A 21643-nucleotide genomic window follows, 5' to 3' on the forward strand; every position below is an offset into this window, starting at 1 on the left:
GTTAAATTTAACCCGCGCGGCGGCGTAAATTTAAAGATGATTTATCAGGCTCGCGTTATATGCGGCGCCAAAGCCGTTGTCGATATTTACGACGCTCACGCCGTTTGCGCAACTGTTTAGCATCGCTAGCAGCGCCGCCAGCCCGCCAAAGCTCGCGCCGTATCCCACGCTGGTGGGCACCGCGATCACCGGCACGCTAACAAGACCAGCCAGCACGCTAGCTAGCGCGCCCTCCATGCCCGCTACTGCGATCACGACCTTTGCGGCGCGTATCTCATCTAAATTTGCGATGAGCCTGTGCAGCCCTGCCACGCCCGCGTCGCTAAATTTACGCACGTCGTTGCCCAAAAATCTCGCCGTTTCGTACGCCTCCTCCACTACCGCGCCGTCGGCGGTGCCAGCAGATACTATCGCGATGTAGCTTTGCGTGAGCGCGGGCTCTTTAAATTTGACGCTGACGACGCGGCCTCGAGCGTTAAACTCCGCCTGCGGCAGCGCTTCGCGCATTCGCTTAAAAACTCGCTCGTTCGTGCGCGTGATCAGGATATTTTGCCCTCTCGCGCCGATCGCACCAGCGATACGTAAAATTTCATCGTCCGTCTTGCTCTCGCCGTAGATCACCTCGCCCGCGCCGTTTCGCAGGGCGCGCTGAGTGTCGATCTTAGCGCAGCCCACATCGCTAAAAGGAAAATCGCGCAAGAGTTCTATTGCTTCGCACTCGCTCTTTTCGCCCGATTTTACGGCGCGGATAAAATTTAAAGCTTCATCTTTCGTCATTTAAAATCTCCCTGCCAACCCCTTTAAATCTAGCAAAATTTCATACTCGCCCAGCGCGGCGATCTCGGACACGACGCCGCTAAAATTGCTCGCACAAAACCGCCTCGTCTTGCTCAAGCGGCCGCTTTTTATCCCAGCGAAAAGCTCTAAAATTTCATCCTCTTTCATGCAAAACATCCTCTCTAAGCCCCTTTAGATCGAGCGTCACATCCGCTGCGCCGAGCGTCACGAGTTGCCTAACGACGCTTTTAAATTTCGCGTCGTTTAGAAAGCTTTGCATGTCGGCAAAGGGTATTTGCAGCTTTATATTTTTGCGGTCGCACCGCGCGCGGACGTTTGTGTAGCCACTTGCGATGAGTAGATTTTCCGCCGCTTCGATCAAATTTAGCTCGTGCGGGTCGATCTCGCGTCCGTGTGGCAGGCGCGTTAGCAAGCACGCGTAGCCGGGCTTTTCGGCGGTGGGCAAGCTTAGCTCGCGCGATAACTCGCGGATCTCGGATTTGGTTAAATTTATCAGCGGCGAGAGCACGCCTAGCTCTTCTTTTGCTTTGAGTCCGGGGCGGTGTTCGCCTAGATCGTCCCGGTTCGTGCCGTCTGCGACGCGGCTAAAGCCAAGCTCGCGGGCGCGCTCGATTAGGCGCGAAAAAACGACCTTTTTACACAAATAGCAGCGGTTTTCGGGGTTGTCTTTGATCTCGTCCGCGACGCCGAGCTCTAAAATTTCGTGGCGGATGCCGTAGGCGTGGGCAAATTCTACGGCTTCGGCGATCTCGCGCGAGGACATGTAGGGCGATCTTATCGTTATGCCGATCGCTCGCGCGCCCAGCGCGTCGTGCGCCGCGCGCAGTAGCAGAGAGCTGTCCGCGCCGCCGCTAAATGCGACCGCAAGTTCGCCCAGTCCGCGCAGATCAGCTTTTAGTTTTTCTAGTTTCGTCATAGATTTTCAGTGCCTCTTTTCGCACCCGCTCGATCGTCGTGCCGTGCGCGAGCGCTGCGGCCTTGCACTCGTCAAATTCAGGCTTTGCCTTTTGCGTTTGGCAGGTTTCAGAAATCTTAAGCCCTATCTCGCCGAATTTCGTCTGCACCCGCGCAAACTCGCGCTTTAGCTCGGTTTTAGTAACCTCTACTTCGCGAACGCCGATCGCGGTCGTGTGCGTAAATATCAGATCCTTTAAATTTTTCGCATCCTGATTGCGGCACAGCGCGTTTAGCTCAAAACCCATGCGCCCCTTTTTCATAAAAATAGAGCGGCTAAAGACGTCTAGCGCGCCGTTTTCGCGCAGAATTTCGCAGGCAAAGGCAAAGCTCTCGGCGTCCATATCGTCGATGTTCGTGGAGATTAAAATCTGCTTGCAAACCTCGCCGTAGCCAGGGCGCGCGCCTAAATTTCGCTCGTCTAAATCCTCGTCCGCCTCGCAGATCATCGCGCGAAGCACGTTTGCAAAGCCCGCTGCGTCCTTGCCGCCTGCGCCGTAGCCGATCTTTTCTATCCTAAAGCTCGCGCTGTCTGCAAACTCGTCCGTGCAGGCCTTTAAAATTGCCGCTCCCGTGGGCGTTGTCATTTCAAAATTTGCGCGTCCTAGGCTTACGGGCACGCCTTTTAAAATTTCGCAAACGGCTGGCGCAGGTACGCTAAGCGCGCCGTGATCGCTTTTGACCACACCGCCGCCAAGCTCGATTTTGGAGCTTACGACGCGCGAGACGCCGAGTTTTTCAAAAAGATACTCGAGGCAGATCGCCGCGCCCGCGACGTCGGCGATGCTATCGATCGCGCCGACCTCGTGAAAATGCACCCGCTCTACGTCCGTGCCGTGTACTTTGGCCTCGGCCTGCGCAATCGTGCGAAATATCGCGTCCGCTCTTTGTTTGCAGCTCTGGCTTAAATTTGAACTCTCTAAAATTTGCCTGATACCCGCGTAGCTTCTGGCATGAGGCTGCGATTTTAGCGGCACTACGTCGATTTTTGTCGCGGCGATGCCGTTTTTTAGCACGTTTTTGCGCTCTAGCTTAAATTCGCCGGCTAAATTTAACTTCTCTAGCTCGGCGCAAAGATAGCTAAAATCCACGCCGAGCTCCACCAGCGCGCCTAAATTCATATCGCCGCTGATGCCGCAGCTTGCGTCGTAATATAAAATTTTAGCCAAACTTATGCCTTAGGCACCGTCATCGAGCCAAACGGCAGGATGATGATTTTAGCGTCCGCGCCCTTTTGCGCGAGCGCGTCGCGCGCGGCCTTTTGGATGTCGTGGTATGGCTTTAGATGTACCGCGCGCATCTCATCGTCGCTTAGATCCGACACCGCCCAGGTTTGCGCCCAGAGCGAGATTTCGGCCATCTTAGCGGCCTTGTGATAGCCGAGCTTAAAGCCAGCGCTGATCTTTTCTAGTACCTTTTTAGGCGTGTCTGCGGAGGCCATCAGATCAAAAAACGGCTTTGGTCCGATGCCTGTGCGGCACTTTGCGACCATGATTAAAATTCCGTCCTGCGCAAGCGCTAGTTTGCCGTTGTCTAGGGCTTTTTGCGCTTGATAGAGATCGACATCCATCGGATAGGGCGCGACCGAGATCACGATATCCGCCTTGCGCGGGATATTTACGCAAAATACCTCGTCGGCCTTTTTCACGCAGTCGTAAAAGCTATCGTTTAAATCGCCCGCGCTCGCGTAATACACGCTGTGCTCGCTATCAAGTACCGTCTGGATTGAAAAAACGTCGATATGAGCTAGCACTTTCATCGCGTCGATCATATCCTCGTGCACGGGGTTGCCCTCTAGTCGCAGAGCTTGCGCGTCGGCGCTTAGGGCGAGCTTGTGGTTTTGCGTGATGCTCTCGTACGACGCGGTGCCCGGCAAAAAGGCCTTTCTGCCGCCCGTGTAGCCAGCGAAATAGTGCGGCTCGACCGAGCCTATGACGATTACCTTTTTGGCTTCTGCTGCGATTTTGTTTAGATACATCTGCGTGCCGTTTTTCGATTCGCCTAAAAACACCATCTCATCGTGCTTGGAGTCGTGATCGTGAACTTCGTTTTTGGCTCTGATTTCCGCGTAAATTTCTTTGCCGAAGATCATCTCGTACTCATCGAGCGTGCCCTCTCTATGGCAGCCCGTGGCGATGATAAAAATTTTATTTTTCTCGCGGATTTTCGGGTAAATTTGCTTTAAAATTTTTGCCGTCGGCGTCGGGCGCGTGCCGTCGTTTACGATGATGACGATCTTTTCATCGCCCGCGATAAACTCGTCAAAGCTTTTTTGATTTATCGGATTTGCCAGAGCCTTTGCGATGAGCGCCGTTTCGTCAAATTTAGCCACGGGGTTTGGATCGAAAACGCCGAGCAAGTTTTTCTCGTTTATCTCTAAGCTTAGATGATCATCTTTGCCGTATGCGATAGGGATTTGCATATCTGCCTCCTGTATGGAATTTGGCGGGATTATAACGTAAATTTTATTTAAAACGATTTAGCCTCGCGCGGGTTATGAACGGAATTTAGAAAGCTTTAGAATTTAAAAATTTAGAGCATTTAAAATTTCAAAATTTTATAAAATTTTAAAAAGCCGCTGAGATTTAAAATTTAAAGCTCGCGAGCCGTCTGCCCGCGAGCGCAACTATTATAAATAGCCGTAAATATGAGCGAAGATAAAGCCCATCGCGCATGAAGTAAGAACGCCTATTAGCCCAGGGAAAATGAAGCTGTGGTTGATGACGAATTTACCAATGTGCGTAGTGCCGGAGCGGTCGAACTGGATCGCCGCAAGATCGCTCGGATAGGTAGGTAGGATATAGTATCCGTAGCAAGCCGGTGCAAACGCAATAATAAGGCCCGGATCAATACCGATGCTAACCGCTAGCGGTACGAAAGTAGCAACCGCTGCCGCTTGAGAGTTAAGGAATTTACTAATTAAAAGCGAAACGATGACATATGTCCATGGATAGGCCTTAACGACCTCGCCAAGGGATGCCTTAAGCATTTCGATATGAGCGGTAAACATAGTCTCCGCCATCCATGAAATTCCATAAATGGCTACGAGCGCGATCATACCACTATGAAAAATTTCATTTTTAGCGATATTGCCCGCTTTAATACCCGAAGCGATCATCATGATGGACGCCGCAAGAAGCATGAAAATTTGAATGGTTAAGACCATATTTAAATTTGTGGTCTTTTTCATAGTATCTTTTACGACAATGCTTGCATTTGCGATGCTCTCGCTCTTATCGCCGGTAGTGATGACGACATTTCCGTCCTGAGCGACGATGCTTTGAGCTAGCTTTTTATCTTTGTCGTAAATTTCGACGCTATTAAATTTCGTCGCGTCCTTAGCCTTAGACTCTTTGACGTTTGAGACGACTTTGCCTCCGTCCACCATAGAGATGACCTGACCGTCTTTGATCGTGATATTTTTGACCGTTTTTTTATCGACGATGATCTCTACGGATTTTCCAGGGACATTTTTAGTCCACGCAGGGCGCAAGCTTTTTTCGTAACCCAAAACCGCAACTAGCGCAATAGTGGCTAAGAAAATCCACATGCAGATCCACTTAATCCTAGGAAGCTTTTGACCTAGCAGGGTCGTAGTCTCGCCGTAGATATATTTTTTCTGCTCCGGATCTTTGATCTTTTCTTGAAATTCCGGATCTTTATCTAGATCTTTACCTCTAAAAATCGACCACGTTCCGATCGCAAGCATACCGATGAAAGTAGAAGGAATTGTTAATTTAAGTAGATCCAAATACGTACTAAAGCCCTCGATATGCACGCCTTGACCTAGCAAGATCGCGACCATCGAAACGCCGGCAACCGAAACGGGGCTAGCGATGATAGCAAGCTGCGAGGAGATTGTAGAAGCAGCCATCGGGCGCTCAGGGCGAATCCCATTTTTAATAGCTACGTCATAGATGATCGGAAGCAGCGTATAGACGGTGTGTCCCGTTCCGCATAAGATTGTAAGCGTCCACGCAACAGTTGGAGCGATGATACAAACCATCTTTGGATGCTTACGAAGCAATTTCTCCGCTATTTGAAGCATTACGTCAAGTCCTCCCGTAGCCTGTAGCGTTGCACTTGCTACGACAACTGCGAGGATAGTTAAAATAACGTCCACTGCCGGCTTACCCGGCTCTAATCTAAATCCAAACACTAAGATCACTAAGCCTATACCGCCTAGAATTCCCAGCGCCATACCGCCTTTTTTAGCACCATAAAACAAACAGCCCAAGACTATAATGAGCTGCAAAAAGAATTGAGTGCTTTCAGACAAACTTGTCAGAAACTCCATAGTTTCTCCTTCAGTAAAATTTAAAACAAACTTTGGCGATTATACTAACTTTTTATTTAAACAAAATTAAAGGAGCATTACGAATTGTAAAAATCTATCAAAATAAAAATTTACTGAAATTATAATTTTAAAGCAGAATTTATAGCGAAATGTGAAAAATAAAATTTTACTTAGAGCTGTTTTTATATCATAGAATTTCGCAACTTTTAAGAAAACTTAGAATTCCATTATAGCTCAAGCTTTAAACCGATTTTTAAGCCTTGGGATAGTATCATTTCGCAAAGAGTAGATTAAGATGAATTTTAAAAAATTTTGTATTGCCTTTTTGATTTGTTTATCGCAGATGGCAGCAGCAGGTAGCTTTGATCTAAACTCTACGCTGCGTCTGGGCGCATTCGACGCAAGCTCGCACCGACTGCTTTTATGCGGCAGTGGCGGCGAGCTTAGGATGTTTGATACTGCTAAATGGGATGTGGAGTTCGCGCAAAAATACAGCGATAACGAAATTACGGCTCTAAATTTTAAAAACGGCAAAATTTATCTAGCTTGGGGCGGAGCCGAAATCGCGGTGCTAAACGATAGATTAAAGTTTTTACGCACGCTTAAGACGGGGCGTAGCGGCACAGCCCAAATAGATGCGATCTATGCCGCAAAAGACACGATTTACGCGGTAGTAGATAAGAATCAATTAATAAGATTAGACAAGGACTCTGATAACAGCGCGGATGGCGGCTACGCCCCAGGTGAGAATTCCACCGCAAACGGGCAATCTTTAAATAGAAATTCCGCCCCCAACGGGCTGCGCGGAATTTCGTTTCATTACGGCAGGATCAATGCCGTTAGCCTAGGCGCTAACGGACTTTGCGTCGCAAGCTGGAACGGCGTAGCCTGTCTTAGCGCAGATCTTGTCGCGACTAAATTTAGCGGCAGCGATACAGCGCCTAATCGCGTTGCGCAGGGAGAGCTTGGTAGCGTGAAATTTAAAGGTGCGGAATTTAATAGCACGAAAATCGTGCAAGGCTCCGAGCCAAACGAAACGAAAGCTGGCGGCGCAAAGAGCGCGGAATTTCAAAGCTCAGAATTCAAAGGCGCAAAATTTCAAGACGAGGAGCTTAAAACTCAAAGCGAAATTTCAGCCGAAGCTGGCGATAAAAATTTAAGCGGCTCTATCACTACTGCACTTGCAGACTGCGACGGGACGCTGTTTGCAGGCGATATAGAGGGGAATTTTATAAATTTAAAAAGTGGCGAGCGTAAAAGCGTGGGCTCTTGGATCAAATCCATCGTGTGCGCCCGCAGCACGCAGTTTATCGCTACTAAAGATAAAATTTACGAAAATCAAAAAGCAGGATTAAAGGAGGTTGTGGATTTAAAAAGCGAATTTTTAGCGATGTACGCAGACGGGGAAGCGATCCTCGTAGTCAGCAAATCAGGTAAAATTTTAAAATTCTAAGAAAGGATTAGTATGTTAAAAAGTTTCAAACCCGTGCTTTTGGGCTCGGTTTTGTTCGCCGCAAGCGCCCTGTGTGCCGCAGATAGCGACCTAGAGCGCGTGATGAAAGAACGAAATTTAAGCGAAAAAGACGTTTTGGCGGCGGCTAAGACCTATCAGCCGACCGGTAGGAAGGACGATTATATGGTCTTCTCCTCCGGCGGTCAAAGCGGACAGGTGCTCGTTTACGGCGTGCCGTCGATGAGGATCTACAAATATATCGGCGTATTTACCCCGGAGCCTTGGCAGGGATACGGCTTTGACGAGGAGAGCAAGGCGGTCTTAAGATCGGGCTCTATTAACGGCAAAGAGATCAATTGGGGCGATACTCACCATCCAAATTTCAGCGAGAAAAACGGCGAGTATGTGGGCGATTATCTCTTTATCAACGATAAGGCGAACCCAAGAATCGCGGTTATAAATTTATCCGATTTCGAAACCACTCAAATAGTCGTAAATCCCGTAATCAAAAGCGATCACGGCGGCTCTTTCGTAACGCCTAATACCGAATACGTCATCGAAACCAGCCAATACGCAGCCCCTTTTGATAACGACTGGCACCCGATCGAGGAGTATCAGGCGGTTTATCGCGGTGCGGTAACGCTATGGAAATTTGACTACGATAAAGGTAAAATCGACGTAAACAAATCCTTTTCTCTAGAGCTTCCTCCATATATGCAAGATCTAAGCGACGCAGGTAAGGGCGAGAGCTTCGGCTGGGCGTTTACCAACAGCTTCAACTCCGAAATGTACACAGGCGGCATCGAAAAGGGTCTGCCTCCTATGGAAGCCGGTATGAGCCGCAACGATACTGACTACTTGCACGTTTATAACTGGCAAATTCTAGAAAAGCTTGCTCAAGATAGCAAAAACTACAAGGTTGTAAACGGACACAGAATCGTTACAATAGACGCCGCTGTAAAAGCGGGAGCGCTATTTTTGATCCCTGAAGCCAAATCCCCTCACGGCGTTGACGTTAGCCCTGATGGCCGCTATATCATCATCGGCGGTAAACTAGATACTCACGCTAGCGTTTATGATTTCAAAAAGATTAAAGAGCTAATTGATAAGAAAGAATATGCAGGCAAGGATCCATACGGAATTCCGATCTTAGATATGCAAAAGACGCTTCACGGACAAGCTGAACTTGGTCTTGGACCTCTTCATAATACCTTCGATTCGCAAGACGGCATAATCTATACGTCGCTTTACGTCGATAGCCAGATCGTAAAATGGAACTACAAGACGCTAAAGGTTTTAGATAGGATCAACGTCCACTACAATATCGGTCACCTCGATTCTATGGAGGGTAAATCCTCAAAGCCTGTCGGCAAATACGTAATCGCGCTGGATAAGCTTTCGATCGATAGATTTAATCCTATCGGACCGCTTCATCCGCAAAATCACCAGCTGATCGACATTACAGGGCCTAAAATGGAGATGCTTTACGATCTTCCTATCGGTCTAGGCGAGCCGCACGACGTAGTTTCTATCGCAGCTAGCAAGCTTCATACGAAACCTACCTATACTATGGGAACAAACTCTCGCACCGGTAAGCAGCACCCTGCTATGACGCTAGCAGGTCAGGAGCGCATCGAGCGCGACGGCAAAAACGTAAAAGTCTATGCTACGGCGATCCGCAGCCATATTAATCCTGAGCACATCGAGGTTAATAAGGACGATAACGTAACGATCTATATGACAAATTTAGAGCGTGCCGAGGACGAAACTCACGGCTTTACGGTTGATGATTACGATTTGCATATGTCACTTGAGCCAGGTAAGACTGCGAGCGTAAATTTCATCGCAGATAAAGAGGGCGTATTTCCTTTCTACTGCACGGAATTCTGCTCTGCGCTACACCTTGAGATGTTTGGATATCTATATGTAAAAGATCCGAATAAAAAATACACTTCAGCTAAAGCATCTATGCTAAAAGCTCTTAGCCCAGAGGCTCTAAAAGCCGAATACGACAAGGTAGTAGCTACAAATAAAGCCACCGACGACGTTATTCAATCAGTCGTTAAATTCTTAAAAGAGAAAAACTACGAGAAATATCCTAAGGTCAAGGCTTTAGTCGATGACGCGCTAGATCAATACGGCAAAATTCCTGAAACCAAAGCCAAGGCAGACGCCGCGGTAAAAGCAGGCGATATGAACGGCGCGATACTTTGGGAAGGTCAAGTTTGGCAGTATCTAGTAAAAACCGCAGATGTCGGACTTCGCGCTAAAAACAACCTAATCCGTGAGCTCTCCACTCCTATGAGCGAGGCTGCATCTAACGGCGAGAAGGCCTACCTACGCGGAGGCTGCAACGGCTGCCACGTCATCGGTCAAGTAAGCTCCGGTCCTGATCTAACAGGCGTCCTACTCCGCCATGAAAACGGCGAAAAATGGGTAGCCGATTTCATCAAAGACCCTGCTAAATTCTACGAAGACGACTACGTCAAGGCTATGATAAATTACTTCAACCTTCGCATGCCAAATCAGCATATGAAAGATGAAGAGATCAAAGACATCATCGAATACCTAAAATGGGTCGATGAGAACGCGGGTCTTAACTAGCCCCACTCTCCCCCGTAAGGGGGAGAATTTAAAGGAGACGAAATGCCAAAATATAAAATTTACGCGATTTTAGCGCTGCTTATTATGACGGTCGCTTTTACCATCCCTACGCTCGGATTTTTCAAAGTCCAAGGCAAAATCGTATCGGGGCAGGTTAGCAGCGTCTCGCAGCTGCCCGCATACTCCGCACCGATATGGAATTTTTATACAAAAGCATCGTATAAAAATCACCTAATTCCTAGTGATGTTAAAAATGATCTAGGCGCGATGCTGGAGCATAAATTTGAAGTGGGCGTACCTAGCATACCGGTGTGGAAAATTTCACTTGAAGCGCCGAACTATCCAAAAGAGGCCTTCCCCGATGGAATTCCGCTTTACGTCCACGTTGACGGCTTTAGCGGCGATGTCGGCGAGATGAATACCCTAAATCACTACATTGGCATGTATCCCGTCTGGCGCGGCGGCACGCTCGAGCACTCGCTATCGCCGTATTATCTCATAATCGCTACGATCGGCATGCTTGCGTTTTTGTACTACGACGGCAAGGGGCAGACTCTGCTTATGATCCTACCGATCATTGCGCCGCTTATCTTCATCGGCTGCTACGTAGGCTGGCTGTATTGGTTCGGGCACAACCTGCAAGACTGGGGCGCATTTAAAATAAAGCCTTTTATGCCTACAGCATTTGGCGACGGCAGTGTGGCGCATTTTACTACCCATTCATATCCGGCTCTTGGCTTTTGGCTGATGCTGGCCCTATCGCTGCTATCGGCGTTAGCACTGCTATCTAAGAAAAAATTCCTACGAGAGCATAGATGAGGCTTTTGCTTCTAGCATTCTCGCTCGCGCTAGCTCTAGGCGCAGGCGAGCTTCAAGACGCGATCGATAGCGCAAAAGCGGGCGATATTATAGAACTAGCCGCGGGCGAGTACCACGGTAATATTTTAATCGATAAGCCCCTTACTATCGACGGACTAGACCGCTCCGCCGTGATCATAGGCGATCGCAACGGAACGGTCATCCGCGTCCGCTCTCCGCATGTTACAATCAAGAATTTAACAATCCAAAACGGGGGCTTCGAGCATCTTAGCGAGGATGCAGGGATCAACGTAAGCGACGTAAACAACGTAATCATAAAAAATAATCTCATTAAAGACGTGCTCTACGGCGTCGTGTTAAGCAAGGCAAACGACGTAACGATCGAGGGCAACGAAATTTTAAGCAATACCTACCGCACGAGTTTCAAAGGCGACGGCATCAAGCTTTGGTATTCCAATGCCAATAAAATTTTAAATAACGACGTCCACAACGTCCGCGACACCGTTTTTTACTTTTCAAACGGCAATCTCGTCGCAGGCAATAAAGGCCATAGCTGTCGCTATTCTCTGCACTTTATGAACTCCGGGCATAACGTCGTGGAGGATAACTACTACGACGGCAATAGCGTGGGATTATTTTTTATGTTTTCAAGCGATAATATAGCTAGGCGTAACGTCGTTCGCAATGCAGACGGCGCTTACGGCGTAGGCATCGGTATGAAGGATAGCTCAAATTTCATGGTTACGGATAATAAAGTCGTTTACAACGCCCGTGGATTTTATCTGGATCAATCCCCCTATCAGCCGGGCTCACTTAACGTTTTTGAAAATAACGATATCGAATACAACAGTATCGGCGTGCAATTCCACGCCACGCAGCTAAAAAGCGTATTTAAAAACAATAAATTTAAAGGCAATATGGAGATCGTGCTAAACGATACGCCCCAATCCAAGCTATTGCAAAACGAATGGAATGGCAACTATTTCGACGATTACGACGGATTTGATCGCGATGGCGACGGCTACGGCGACGTTAGCTACAGCTCATACGCTTATGCCGATAGGCTTTGGGCGCATAAACCGAGTGTGCGGTTTTTTTACGGCTCCAGCGGGATCGCGCTTTTAAATTTCATCTCCAAGCTCGCTCCGTTCTCCGAACCTGAGCTACTGCTAAAAGATCCAAAACCCAGGATGAAGCAATGATAAAGAATAGACGCGAAGCGATAAGACTACTTGGCGGAGCGCTTGGGACACTCGGGGCGGCGAGCTTGTTTGCGGATGAGAATTCCGCAAATTTTACAGGCGGCGAAGCGCGGAATTCCGTAAATTCTGCGGGGCAAAATTCCGCGCCGAATTCTATAAAACAAAATTCTAGCGGGGGTTCCGCCTCTTTGTATCTGCGCCCGCCCGGAGCACTAGCAGAGCGCAGCTTTCGCAGTAGCTGTATCAAGTGCGGTCAATGCGTGCAGGTCTGCCCCTATCACAGCATCTATCTGCTCGATATTACGCATCTTTTTGACATCGGCACCCCAATCATCGACGCCAAAGAGCGAGGCTGCTATCTTTGCGGCGCGCTTCCTTGCGTGCTCGCCTGTCCAAGCGGCGCGCTCAGCCACGAAACGAACGAGCCTAAAAAGGTCAAAATGGGAATCGCCGTGATTAAAAATTTAGACGCCTGTTTGGCATACCGCGAGCAGGTCTTAAAATCTAGCGATCTGCGCCCAAAGCCCGCCAAGACCGAGCAGGAGCGCGAGCTAAACTCAGCGCTGGCTGCGAAAGAGGGCAAGGTCTGTGATCTATGCGCGTCGCTGTGCCCTTACCCGCAGCCGCTTGATGCCATAGCGATGATAGAAGCGGGCGTGCATTTCGCTCCGCAGATCCGCAGCGCTTGCGTCGGCTGTGGCGCGTGCGCAGAGCTCTGCCCGGCGCGTATCATCGAGATAATCCCGCGGGCAGATTACAAATCAATCTATGAAGGAAAACAATGAAAAACTCTATTAAATTCTACCTCTGCTCGCTAGCTGCGGCGCTTTTGCTATGCGGCTGCGGAGATGACGGCGATTCAGGCTCTGCCGCGACAAGCTCCGCAGGGCAAAATTCCGTCTCGCAAAACTCCGCAAGGCAAGGCTCTGCGAGTTCAAATTCTACGCCGCAGAGCGCGGAACAGAATTCTACTGTAAAGCCTCGCATCAGCGTTAAAAGCGGCGAAGCGCCTAAGAAGGACGATAAGTTCGTAAGCTACGACTTTTACGGCGAGCGAAAGGTAAATTTTAATCTAAACGGCGATGTGAACGAAACGACCAAAAATATCGTGGCGTATTCGAGCATCAAAAACCAATATGAAAAGCTAAATTTCGACCTGATGAAAAAGCGCCTTGGGCACGATTTTATCCTGCGCTGCTCGGCGTGCCACGACGACTACGCCAACGGCATCATCGGTCCGTCGCTTCTGGATAAAACCGACGCGCAGATCGTGGATATGATTAAAAAGTATAAATTCAAAGAAAAGCCTAATCCTCTTATGGTGCAGCTCGTAAACGGCATGAGCGAGCAGCAGATAGAGACGATGGCGAAAGAAATTTATGAGTTCAACAAACAATTTAAGGAGCAGAAATGAAACTGGGCAAAATTTTAGCTTTGATTTTAGGCGTCGCGCTGATCGCGCTGATGATCTTTATGGCTAGTTCGGACGATTCTAGCGCGCCGCAGCAAGAAGTCAAGCCGCAAGCGCAAGCAAAGCCTGTGCCGCAGAGCAAAAGCGTCGATCTCATCGACGATAAGGACGTAAAAAATATTAAAATTTTGCAGCAGAGCGTCAAAGAGCGCGATTTCAAGGTTAGCAGCTCCTATCTGGTAAGCTGTGCGCCCTGCCACGGCGATGACGGACGCGGCAAGATCGCTCCGCCGATCGGTGGCAAAAGCAAGGATCAAATTTTAGCAAGCCTCAAAGATTATAAAGCGGGCAAGATCAAAAACAGCCTGATGAGCGGACTTTTAACCAACGTAAGCGACGAGAGCCTAGATAAGCTCGCAGATGAAATTTCAAAATTTAAAGAGTAGGTCTTGGATAAATATAATTCGCGATGCACGATCAAAAATACGAGCTTTTTCTCGACCTTCGCGCTTAGAAATAAAAACGGCAAATGGCGCCCCAGCATTCGGGCTCTGCGCTACGCCACGGTATTTTTGGTGCATCTACTTTTCGTGCTTTCCTTTCGCGCGGATATTCAAATTTTAGAGGGCGACATCAGCGGCTCGCGAATACTTGGCTTTCACCTAGCAGATCCTTTCGCGACTCTTGAGGTGATCGCCGCGCACAAGGATCTGCCGATAAATTTGCTCATCGGCTCGGGCACCATTTTGCTGTTTTACTTCATCGCGGGCGGCAAGGCATTTTGCTCGTGGATCTGTCCTTACGGAGCGCTTAGCGAGATCGGCGAAAAGCTGCATAATACGCTAATTGCCAAGCACGTCATCAAGGAGCGCACCCTGCCTCGCGGTATGCGATATGCGATCTGGGCGGTATTTTTGCTGCTAAGCGCGATTACCGATCTGCTCGTTTTTGAAATTTTTAACGTAGTTGGAATTTTATCGCGCTTCATCATCTACGGCTTCTCGCTGGCGGGGCTTTGGATCGTTTTTGTGTTTTTGCTCGAAGTATTTTTTAGCAGGCGGATGTGGTGCACACACCTCTGCCCGCTAGGAAGCACCTATTCGCTTGCGGCGAAAGCAAGCCTAAGCAAGATTACTTGGGATAAGAGTAGGTGCGATCACTGCGGCGTTTGCCAAGACGTCTGCTTCGTCTCGCACGTGTTAGATATCACCAAAAAAAAGGCATCCGAAAACCTAGGCGATAAAAGCAAATTTATGCTAAAGGGGATCGACTGCACGCTATGCGGACGCTGTATCGACGTGTGTCACCAAGACGCACTGAGTATCGGCAATAAGCTAAAAGATATGATCTAAGGAAGCCTATGATAGAGATTAAAAACGTAAGCAAGAAATTCGCAGATCAATTCGTTTTAAAAGATATCGATCTAAATATCGCGGGCGGCGAAAAGGTGCTTTTCGTCGGGCAAAACGGCGCTGGCAAAAGCTCGCTGATGCGGACGATTTTAGGCGAATACATACCCACAAGCGGCAGCGTAGCTATCGACGGATTTGATTCGTTTAAGCAGCGCAGCCGCGCTCTACGCAGTATCAGCTTCGTGCCGCAAACCCCGCCGCCGCTTAAGCTGAGTCTAAATGAGCTCATCTATTTCGCCGAGCGCACGGCGGATGCGAACAGAGCAGACATCGTAAAATTTTGCGACGAAATGGAGCTTGATCTGAGTTCAAATTTAAACAAGCCATTTCATAAGCTATCCGGCGGTATGAAGCAGAAATTCTTAATCGCGCTAGCTTTCGGCAGAGCCAGCAAGGCGATGATTTTTGACGAGCCGACAGCCAATCTCGATCCGAGCGCGCGCGAGCATTTTAAGACGCTTTTGCGTAAGCATGCAAAAGATAAGAGCTTGATCTTTATCTCGCATAGGCTCGACGAGGTTGAAGGGCTGGTAAAAAGAATGATTTGTATGGATCTAGGGAGGATCGTAGATGACAAAAATGTTTAAATTTTTACTTTGCGCACTTGCGGCGCTTACGTTTTTAGGCTGCGGCGACGAGAAAGACTACGGCAACGTACACTACGACAGGGATGTGTGCGAGCACTGCCAGATGGCGATCAGCGATAACCGCTTTAGCGTCGATGTGCGCGTGGACGGCAAAAATCACTACTTCGACGATATCGGCTGCTTGGTGGATTTTATGGTTACCAACGACAAACTAAACTGGCTGAAGGACGCCAAAATTTACATCAACGACGCTAGCGGCAACGGCGAGTTTATCGACGCACGCACGGCGCACTTTTATCGCGGTTTTAAAACCCCTATGTCGTTTGGCTGGGGCGCGTTTAAAAACAAGCAAGAGGGCAAGCAAGACTTCAGCTTCGATCAGGTGGTCGCGGCGCTTAAAGCAGGCGGCGGCTCGCACGGCATGGGAATGGGAGATATGGGTCGCGATGCGCATGGCGCAAGCGACGAGCATGATATGAGTGCGGGACACGGCGACATGGGCGGAATGAAAGACCCTCACTCCGCGGAGCACGATATGAGCAGTATGGGGCATACTCACGGCGCAGATCATGGCATGGGCGGCGATGCGGGCAGCACGGCGCACCCTCAAGGCGCGCCGCACGATATGGGGCAGATGCACGAGGGTAACGGCACGGCGCACGATATGCATTCAGGGCACGCGCATTAAAGACATTTTGGCTAAGACGAATTTTAAGCGGCCCATGTTTTGCGCTAAATTTAAAGCGTAAAATTTCAGCGCGCCGCCATAGATGAGATGAAATTTTACTTTGAAATTTCGGCGTGAGGCAAAGCTAGTCTTAGAAAACAGGCGCAAAATTTCGCTTCGTCGAATTAAAATTTATGCGCGAGCAGTAGGCGCAGTATGCGGACGCGCTAATTTAAAATTTCGCCGTAAATTTAAAATTTATCAGGCGTAGAATTTGCCGCTGCGGGATTTTTAGAATTTTAAAATTTTATGCCGCGGAATACGCCCGGGTTTGAAATTTTACGGAGCTGAAATTTAAGCAGCCCGTCAAACGGCTAAATTTTAAAACTACGGCGGATTACGGATATCGGGCTGCGAACGACGCGCTGTTTGCAGGCGCTGCAAGCCTAGGCCGTAAATTCAAAATTTATGCGCGAGTCGCAGTCGCAGGCGGCGGATAAAATTTCGCCGCCTGTTTAAACGCTAGACGGGCGAAATTTAAGGCTATAAATCCGCGCCGCAAAACGAGGCTAAAATTTAAAGACAGGCGCATTTAAGCCGCGCGAGAAATCTAAATTTAAAGCGCGCCGAGGCGCAATAAAGGAATATGAATGAAAAATTTACTTACCATCGCCGCTTTGGATATCAAAGAATCCTTCCGCTCGCGCTGGTTTTTACTCTATCTGCTGATCTTTAGCGGGCTCGTGGCGGCGTTTTTCATCACGGGGGTGACCGACTCGCGCGTGCTCGGCTTTAGCGGGCTTTCGCGACTGCTGCTGCTGTTTATTCAGATCTGCATCATCATCCTGCCCGTATTCGTGCTCGCAACCACCAGCAAGGCGATCCTGGCCGATCGCGACCTAAATATCCTCGAATACCTGCTAAGCTTCCCGATCTCGCAGGCGCAGTATTACTACGGCAAGGCGCTAGGACGGTTATTTGGAGTGTTCGTGCCGATATTTTTATCGCTGCTGCTCGCGATCGTTTGGGGCGCGATCAAGGGCACAGGCATTCCATGGACGATCTGCCTGCTTTATACGGGGCTGCTTTTTAGCTTGTGCGCGGCATTTTTAGGGATCGCGTTTTTGATCTGCGCCGTTTCAAAAAGCCAAGAGATGGGGCTTGGGCTTGCGTTTTTCGTCTGGCTTTTCTGCCTTGCGTTTTTGGATCTCGTGCTGATAGGACTGCTTGCAAAAACGGGCGTGAACGAAAATCTGATCTTTGCGATCGCTCTAGCAAACCCGATGGAGGACTTCCGCATCGCTGCTATCAGCCTATTTGATCCCGATCTTGCGGTCATCGGCACGACGGCATATTTTATCCTAGATCACTTCGGGCGCGGGCTTTTCATCGCCTTTTCGCTGCTCTATCCGATCGCGCTGGGCGCGGCGAGCCTGATTTTGGGCTATTTTATCTTTAGATCGAAGGATTTGGCGTGAAATTTCTACTCATTTTGGCGGCATTTATAGCGCTTTGCGGTGCAGCGGAGATGCAAAATTCCGCGATGCAAAGCGCTAGCTTGGCGCAAAATTTAGGCGCGTCAGATAATGCAGGCTCCGGTTCGGCGCAAAATTCCAAACCCGCGCACGATCTTGCGTGGCTAAAAGACGTAAATCTCACCTGCGCCAAATACGGCATCGATACTAGCGCGCATCCTGAATTTCGCGCTTACGCAAGGCTTAAAGACGGCAACGCGTTCGCGTTTGCTTCGCCCAAGGCGATGTTTGCATATTTTTTTGAAGGCGAAAATTTGAGCGGTAATAACGGCGTGGCTTCCGCGGAGGAAAATTTGATGAGCAAAAATCCAGTTAGCGGCAATTTAGGTGAGGCAAATTCCACGGACGTATATTTCGGCGGCGCGGAGCTTTACGTCACCGATTACGCAAGCGGCGAAATTTTACGGGCGCAGGACGCGTTTTATGTATTCGGCAGCGTGCTGCAAAGCGCCAGAGGCGACGATCTCATCACGTTTGCGAGATTGCGCGACGCGCAAGACTTCATGCGCGAGAAAAAGGGGCATAAAATTTTGCAGTTTCGCGAAATCTCCGCCAAACTAATAGATTATCTAAGATAATCGAACCACTCGGCAGAATTTAAATCCAGCTTATTTTAGTATATTTTATTCATAAAATTTTATCTTTTATTTTAGTGCGCTATTAAGGGAATTTAAAGCAATTAAAAAATACAATCACGTTAAATTTTATCTATAAGAATTAAATAGTGTAGTTTTTCAGTATATTTATTGAGCTCTACATTCTCGCTTATTTTTAAAATAAATTTTAAGGAGACAACCATGGCAAACGACAAAATCGCAAAACAAAAAAGCTCACGCAAGAAGGCTGCGACGGATGAAAATTTCGCTGCGAATACGGAGCAAAATTTCGTCGCAGACGCAGCCAAAAGCTCCGCCGCATCCGTTTTTGATAACAGTGCAAATAGCGCTCAAAATTCCGCTGCAAATTCTACGACTTCCGCCTCGCATACTCGTGACAAAATTTCTAAAAATCGCGCCGCAGGTGGGAATTCCTGCGACGAGTGCGATTGCGAAGCCAAAAATTCCGCGTCTGGCTACGATGATAGTGCAAGCTCTGCTTCAAGCACGAACTTTGCGGCGCACTCAAGCACTCAAAGCGCAGGCAACGCTAAAAAATCCGCAATAAACTCTACAATAAATTCCATAGCTGATTCTTTGATAAATTCCATCTCAAATCCTGCGAAGAGTCCAAGCAGCAAAGACCACTTCTTTTGCTCGCACGAGCATAGCGATAGCTCCGCAATCCACTCGCATCTACACGATGAAGATCTTACGACCCATCCATACGATCAAGAAGAAAACCTCGCAGCTTATTTGCACGAATACGGCGCAAATTCTGCGGCGTCTTCGCATGAGTGCGACGAGGATTCCGCCATCAGCTCGCACGAGCACGACAAACATTGCCATGATCACAAGCCCCACTCTCATCGCGCCATTATTGGATTTGACGAGCACGGCATCCCAAAGGTTTTAGTGCCCGCAGAGGCTAGCCCTCACACGCATAAAGACGCGCAGGGCAATCTTTTCGAGCATTTTCACGAGGCGGAATTTACGGCGGATTATATGAAGGCGGTGCTTGAATACAAAAAGACCTTCCCCTCAAAGCAAGAAGTACTTGAGAAAACCCCTGATCCCGCCGTGCGCGAAATGATGCTTAGAATGGAGCAGATCGGCGTAGATACGGCGTTTGATCGCTTCGATAAACAGATGCCTATGTGTAGCTATGGGCTTACCGGAGTATGCTGTAAGATCTGCAATATGGGGCCTTGCAAAATTACTAAAAAGGCCGATCGCGGCACTTGCGGTGCGGACGCCGATCTTATCGTATCGCGCAACCTACTGCGTCAAGTAGCTGCGGGCGTAGCTCAACACGGTGCGCACGCCAGAGAGCTTCTGCTGTCGCTAAAATGGGCGGCGCAGGGGAAATTAGATCTGCCCATAATAGGCGAATATAAAATCATCAATACCGCAAAAGCCTTTGGAATTCCAACTGAAGGCAGAGAGTTAAAAGAGGTAGCGATTGAGCTTGCCGATACGCTTTTGACAGATCTTTCGCAAAGCAGCGGCGAGTATAAAACCATCACTGCGCTCGCACCCAAGGAGCGTCAAGAGGTATGGCGCAAGCTGGATATCTTGCCGATTAGTGCGTATAACGAAGTCTTTGAGGCGTATCACCGAACGGGTGTAGGCACGGACGGAGACTGGCGCAGCGTGATGCAGCATCTTTTGCGCTGCGGGCTTGCTTTTACCTTTACCGGCGTAGTAGCTGCGAATATCGCTACGGATGCGCTATTTGGCGTAGGAGATCGCGTAACTTCCAAAAGCAATATGGGCGCGCTTAAAAAAGGCTGGGTCAATATCGCCGTGCACGGACATCTGCCGACATTAGTAAGCCTAATAGTGGAGATCGGAAATTCTAAGGAGTACCAAGACAAGGCTCGCGCAATAGGAGCGCAGGGTATCGCATTTTACGGCGTGTGCTGTTCCGGACTATCGGCGATGTATCGCAACTGGGGCGTCGTGCCGCTCTCAAACGCCGTAACTGCCGAACTCGTCATAGGCACGGGCGCGCTTGATCTGTGGGTAGCCGATGTCCAAGATGTCTATCCTGCGATCATGGACGTGGCTAACTGCTTCCAGACCAAGGTCGTTACCACGAGCTCATCAGCTAGGCTTCCCGGAGCCGAACATATCGGCTACGATCACCACCATAGTAATATCGCCGAAACTAGGAATTTAGCGCGTAAAATTCTAGACCGCGCATTGCAATCTCACGAAAAGCGTAAGGGGCTACCGGTATATATCCCACCGTATGAAGTCGAGGCCGAAGTTGGCTTTTCGGTAGAATTTGTCCATAAACACTACGGCGGTATGGGGCCGTTAGCGCACGCGCTAAAAAGCGGTGAAATTTTAGGCATCGTAAATATGGTCGGCTGCACCAATCCTAAAGTGCCTTATGAGCGCGCTATCATAGATGTCGCACAAACCCTAATCGAAAATAACGTCCTAATCCTAACCAACGGCTGCGCGTCGTTTCCGCTAATGAAGCTGGGCTTTTGCCAAAAAAGCGCATATAAAAAAGCAGGCGCGTCGCTGCGGGCGTTTTTAGAAAAAGATGAGCTTCCACCGGTATGGCATGTGGGCGAATGTATCGATAATACCCGCTCCAGCGGAATTTTCGCAGGTATCGCAGGAGTGCTAGGCAAAAATCTCTATGAGCTGCCGCTTGCCTTCACCTCTCCCGAGTGGGCGAACGAAAAGGGCGTCGATGCCTCGCTCGGATTCCGCCTGATGGGCATCGACTCGTATCACTGCGTCGAGTATCAAATCCACGGCTCCGCAAACGTCATACACTTTTTCAAAGAGGGCACCAGGCGGGCACTTGGCTCTGTGATGCACGTAGATACCGATCCGGTCGCACTTGCGCTAAAAATGGTAAGCGACATGCGCCTAAAGCGTAAAGCTCTAGGCTGGCAGTAGCGACGGACGGATTCGTTTCGCATCGCATTTTAAGCGATGCGAAATTTCATGATAAAATTTAACTTCTCGCGGGTAAATAAAATTCCTCAGCCAAACGGCAAGTAAAATTCTACGACTAAGTGGCTAGCAAAACCGGGGTCAAATAAAGAGAAAATTTTCGCGCAGCATCCGTTCGTAGAATTTTAATCAAATCTTCAAATCCTGCATAAAATTTCGCCGCGCGCCACATCTGCTGCTAAATCGGCGGAATCCGCCATCGAGCTTAAGCGCATCTTTCGCGAAAGGATGAAATTTTAAAATTCCATCTTGGCGTAAATTTCGTAGACGCTCATCTGAAATCCACAAGCGAAATTTCGCTTAAAAGCCTTATTACACGGAGCTGCACG

At 48.9% G+C, this 21643-nt stretch carries 19 protein-coding genes; 13 read left to right on the forward strand and 6 right to left on the reverse strand.

Translation table 11 applies throughout. The annotated features are described in order from the left end of the window. Positions 1-30 precede the first annotated feature (30 nt). From larB to Q0460_RS07255, 6 genes are all read right to left on the reverse strand, one after another. A complete protein-coding gene (larB, locus tag Q0460_RS07230) occupies positions 31-777 on the reverse strand; it encodes a nickel pincer cofactor biosynthesis protein LarB (protein WP_299086137.1) in 747 nt (248 codons plus the stop codon). Continuing rightward, complete coding sequence (locus Q0460_RS07235; protein ID WP_299086138.1) at positions 778-954, reverse strand: hypothetical protein; 177 nt, start codon at positions 952-954, stop codon at positions 778-780. After that, the gene (gene larE, locus Q0460_RS07240) at positions 932-1714 is read right to left on the reverse strand and encodes an ATP-dependent sacrificial sulfur transferase LarE (protein ID WP_299086139.1); all 783 of its coding nucleotides are present in this window, start codon (positions 1712-1714) and stop codon (positions 932-934) included. The genes Q0460_RS07235 and larE overlap by 23 nt, the downstream gene beginning before the upstream one ends. Beyond that, positions 1686-2921, reverse strand: coding sequence for a nickel pincer cofactor biosynthesis protein LarC (gene larC, locus Q0460_RS07245; protein ID WP_299086140.1), 1236 nt, complete (start codon positions 2919-2921; stop codon positions 1686-1688). Before larC ends, larE begins: the two co-directional genes overlap by 29 nt. 2 nt (positions 2922-2923) lie before the next feature. Next, positions 2924-4174 (reverse strand): nickel-dependent lactate racemase, encoded by a 1251-nt coding sequence (gene larA, locus Q0460_RS07250; RefSeq protein ID WP_299086141.1) that lies wholly within the window; start codon positions 4172-4174, stop codon positions 2924-2926. A gap of 207 nt (positions 4175-4381) precedes the next feature. After that, a complete protein-coding gene (locus Q0460_RS07255) occupies positions 4382-6049 on the reverse strand; it encodes an anaerobic C4-dicarboxylate transporter (RefSeq protein WP_299086142.1) in 1668 nt (555 codons plus the stop codon). A 295-nt stretch (positions 6050-6344) separates the two neighbouring features. Between Q0460_RS07255 and Q0460_RS07260 the strand changes: the two genes are divergently transcribed. From Q0460_RS07260 to Q0460_RS07320, 13 genes are all read left to right on the forward strand, one after another. Beyond that, a complete protein-coding gene (locus tag Q0460_RS07260; RefSeq protein WP_299086143.1) occupies positions 6345-7502 on the forward strand; it encodes a hypothetical protein in 1158 nt (385 codons plus the stop codon). 12 nt (positions 7503-7514) lie between these two features. Further along, entirely contained in the window at positions 7515-10106 is a 2592-nt protein-coding gene (gene nosZ, locus Q0460_RS07265) for a Sec-dependent nitrous-oxide reductase (protein WP_299086144.1), read from the forward strand. A gap of 42 nt (positions 10107-10148) precedes the next feature. After that, positions 10149-10925, forward strand: coding sequence for a hypothetical protein (locus tag Q0460_RS07270; RefSeq protein WP_005870834.1), 777 nt, complete (start codon positions 10149-10151; stop codon positions 10923-10925). Further along, entirely contained in the window at positions 10922-12127 is a 1206-nt protein-coding gene (locus Q0460_RS07275; RefSeq protein ID WP_299086145.1) for a nitrous oxide reductase family maturation protein NosD, read from the forward strand. Before Q0460_RS07270 ends, Q0460_RS07275 begins: the two co-directional genes overlap by 4 nt. Then, positions 12124-12912, forward strand: coding sequence for a 4Fe-4S dicluster domain-containing protein (locus tag Q0460_RS07280; RefSeq protein WP_299086146.1), 789 nt, complete (start codon positions 12124-12126; stop codon positions 12910-12912). The genes Q0460_RS07275 and Q0460_RS07280 overlap by 4 nt, the downstream gene beginning before the upstream one ends. Further along, positions 12909-13541 (forward strand): hypothetical protein, encoded by a 633-nt coding sequence (locus Q0460_RS07285; protein WP_299086147.1) that lies wholly within the window; start codon positions 12909-12911, stop codon positions 13539-13541. Before Q0460_RS07280 ends, Q0460_RS07285 begins: the two co-directional genes overlap by 4 nt. After that, the gene (locus Q0460_RS07290) at positions 13538-13984 is read left to right on the forward strand and encodes a cytochrome C (protein WP_299086148.1); all 447 of its coding nucleotides are present in this window, start codon (positions 13538-13540) and stop codon (positions 13982-13984) included. Before Q0460_RS07285 ends, Q0460_RS07290 begins: the two co-directional genes overlap by 4 nt. Positions 13985-13987: 3 nt before the next feature. After that, positions 13988-14890: a NapH/MauN family ferredoxin-type protein gene (locus Q0460_RS07295; RefSeq protein WP_299086149.1), complete on the forward strand. Its 903-nt coding sequence runs from the start codon at positions 13988-13990 to the stop codon at positions 14888-14890. An 8-nt stretch (positions 14891-14898) separates the two neighbouring features. Then, on the forward strand, positions 14899-15537 hold the full coding sequence (locus tag Q0460_RS07300; protein ID WP_299086150.1) for an ABC transporter ATP-binding protein: 639 nt from the start codon (positions 14899-14901) through the stop codon (positions 15535-15537). Beyond that, the gene (locus Q0460_RS07305) at positions 15521-16225 is read left to right on the forward strand and encodes a hypothetical protein (protein WP_299086151.1); all 705 of its coding nucleotides are present in this window, start codon (positions 15521-15523) and stop codon (positions 16223-16225) included. Before Q0460_RS07300 ends, Q0460_RS07305 begins: the two co-directional genes overlap by 17 nt. 629 nt (positions 16226-16854) lie before the next feature. Further along, a complete protein-coding gene (locus Q0460_RS07310) occupies positions 16855-17682 on the forward strand; it encodes an ABC transporter permease subunit (RefSeq protein WP_299086152.1) in 828 nt (275 codons plus the stop codon). Beyond that, positions 17679-18317 (forward strand): nitrous oxide reductase accessory protein NosL, encoded by a 639-nt coding sequence (locus Q0460_RS07315; protein WP_299086153.1) that lies wholly within the window; start codon positions 17679-17681, stop codon positions 18315-18317. Before Q0460_RS07310 ends, Q0460_RS07315 begins: the two co-directional genes overlap by 4 nt. 219 nt (positions 18318-18536) lie before the next feature. Continuing rightward, on the forward strand, positions 18537-21257 hold the full coding sequence (locus Q0460_RS07320) for a carbon monoxide dehydrogenase (protein WP_299086154.1): 2721 nt from the start codon (positions 18537-18539) through the stop codon (positions 21255-21257). Positions 21258-21643: the final 386 nt, after the last annotated feature.

The organism is uncultured Campylobacter sp. (assembly GCF_937980635.1).
Lineage (GTDB): Bacteria > Campylobacterota > Campylobacteria > Campylobacterales > Campylobacteraceae > Campylobacter_B.

Bases quoted from the DNA above. Each gene is read 5' to 3' on its own strand.
- Q0460_RS07260 (WP_299086143.1), top strand. From the start codon at position 6,345: ATGAATTTTAAAAAATTTTGTATTGCCTTTTTGATTTGTTTATCGCAG.
- Q0460_RS07305 (WP_299086151.1), top strand. From the start codon at position 15,521: ATGACAAAAATGTTTAAATTTTTACTTTGCGCACTTGCGGCGCTTACG.
- Q0460_RS07285 (WP_299086147.1), top strand. From the start codon at position 12,909: ATGAAAAACTCTATTAAATTCTACCTCTGCTCGCTAGCTGCGGCGCTT.
- Q0460_RS07270 (WP_005870834.1), top strand. From the start codon at position 10,149: ATGCCAAAATATAAAATTTACGCGATTTTAGCGCTGCTTATTATGACG.
- Q0460_RS07235 (WP_299086138.1), bottom strand. From the start codon at position 954: ATGTTTTGCATGAAAGAGGATGAAATTTTAGAGCTTTTCGCTGGGATA.
- Q0460_RS07275 (WP_299086145.1), top strand. From the start codon at position 10,922: ATGAGGCTTTTGCTTCTAGCATTCTCGCTCGCGCTAGCTCTAGGCGCA.
- Q0460_RS07320 (WP_299086154.1), top strand. From the start codon at position 18,537: ATGGCAAACGACAAAATCGCAAAACAAAAAAGCTCACGCAAGAAGGCT.
- Q0460_RS07290 (WP_299086148.1), top strand. From the start codon at position 13,538: ATGAAACTGGGCAAAATTTTAGCTTTGATTTTAGGCGTCGCGCTGATC.
- nosZ (WP_299086144.1), top strand. From the start codon at position 7,515: ATGTTAAAAAGTTTCAAACCCGTGCTTTTGGGCTCGGTTTTGTTCGCC.
- Q0460_RS07280 (WP_299086146.1), top strand. From the start codon at position 12,124: ATGATAAAGAATAGACGCGAAGCGATAAGACTACTTGGCGGAGCGCTT.
- Q0460_RS07255 (WP_299086142.1), bottom strand. From the start codon at position 6,049: ATGGAGTTTCTGACAAGTTTGTCTGAAAGCACTCAATTCTTTTTGCAG.
- Q0460_RS07300 (WP_299086150.1), top strand. From the start codon at position 14,899: ATGATAGAGATTAAAAACGTAAGCAAGAAATTCGCAGATCAATTCGTT.
- larA (WP_299086141.1), bottom strand. From the start codon at position 4,174: ATGCAAATCCCTATCGCATACGGCAAAGATGATCATCTAAGCTTAGAG.
- Q0460_RS07310 (WP_299086152.1), top strand. From the start codon at position 16,855: ATGAAAAATTTACTTACCATCGCCGCTTTGGATATCAAAGAATCCTTC.
- larE (WP_299086139.1), bottom strand. From the start codon at position 1,714: ATGACGAAACTAGAAAAACTAAAAGCTGATCTGCGCGGACTGGGCGAA.
- larB (WP_299086137.1), bottom strand. From the start codon at position 777: ATGACGAAAGATGAAGCTTTAAATTTTATCCGCGCCGTAAAATCGGGC.